We start from the raw sequence: 884 nt of genomic DNA, 5'->3' as shown, positions 1-884 counted from the left end.
TTTAATTTACCCACAAAAAGAGTACATTTATCCCATTGTTAACAATTTTACGGAACACACATCATGGAGAAATTCCCTAAATCATCCAAACTGGATCACGTTTGCTACGATATTCGCGGCCCAGTTCACAAAAAAGCCCTGCAACTGGAAGAAGAAGGCAACAAAATCCTCAAGCTCAATATCGGCAATCCGGCTCCGTTTGGCTTTGAAGCGCCTGACGAAATTTTGGTTGACGTCATCCGCAACCTGCCGACTTCGCAAGGCTATTGCGACTCCAAAGGCCTTTACTCCGCACGCAAAGCCATCGTCCACTACTACCAAACCAAAGGACTGCTCGACGTTACCGTCAACGATGTTTACATCGGCAACGGCGTGTCCGAGCTGATCACCATGTCCATGCAGGCATTGCTCAACGACGGCGATGAAATCCTGATTCCCGCACCGGACTATCCTTTGTGGACCGCCGCCGCAACACTGGCAGGCGGTACCGTCCGCCATTATCTATGCGACGAAGAAAACAACTGGTTCCCCAACCTGGCCGATATGGAAGCCAAAATTACACCGAAAACCAAAGCCATAGTCATCATCAACCCCAACAACCCTACCGGCGCGGTGTACAGCAAAGAAATCCTGCTGGAAATCGCCGAACTGGCGCGTAAACACGGCCTGATTATTTTTGCCGACGAAATTTACGACAAAATCCTCTACGACGACGCCGTACACCACCATATCGCCGCACTTGCCCCCGACCTCCTGACCGTTACATTCAACGGTCTCTCGAAAGCCTACCGCGTTGCCGGATTCCGTCAAGGCTGGATGATACTCAACGGCCCGAAACATCATGCAAAAGGCTATATCGAAGGCTTGGACATGCTCTCGTCTAT

Annotated in this window: 1 protein-coding gene; it reads left to right on the top strand. The window is 50.5% G+C overall.

The window, feature by feature from the left end; translation table 11 throughout:
* Positions 1–63 precede the first annotated feature (63 nt).
* Positions 64–884: pyridoxal phosphate-dependent aminotransferase (locus ACTHS3_RS15605; RefSeq protein ID WP_440368455.1), on the top strand; the 821-nt coding region annotated here is incomplete at its 3' end.

This window comes from Neisseria sp. P0009.S007, assembly GCF_051962515.1.
Note: the sequence above shows the minus strand (reverse complement) of the source record. Positions and strands in the feature narration are given on the sequence as shown.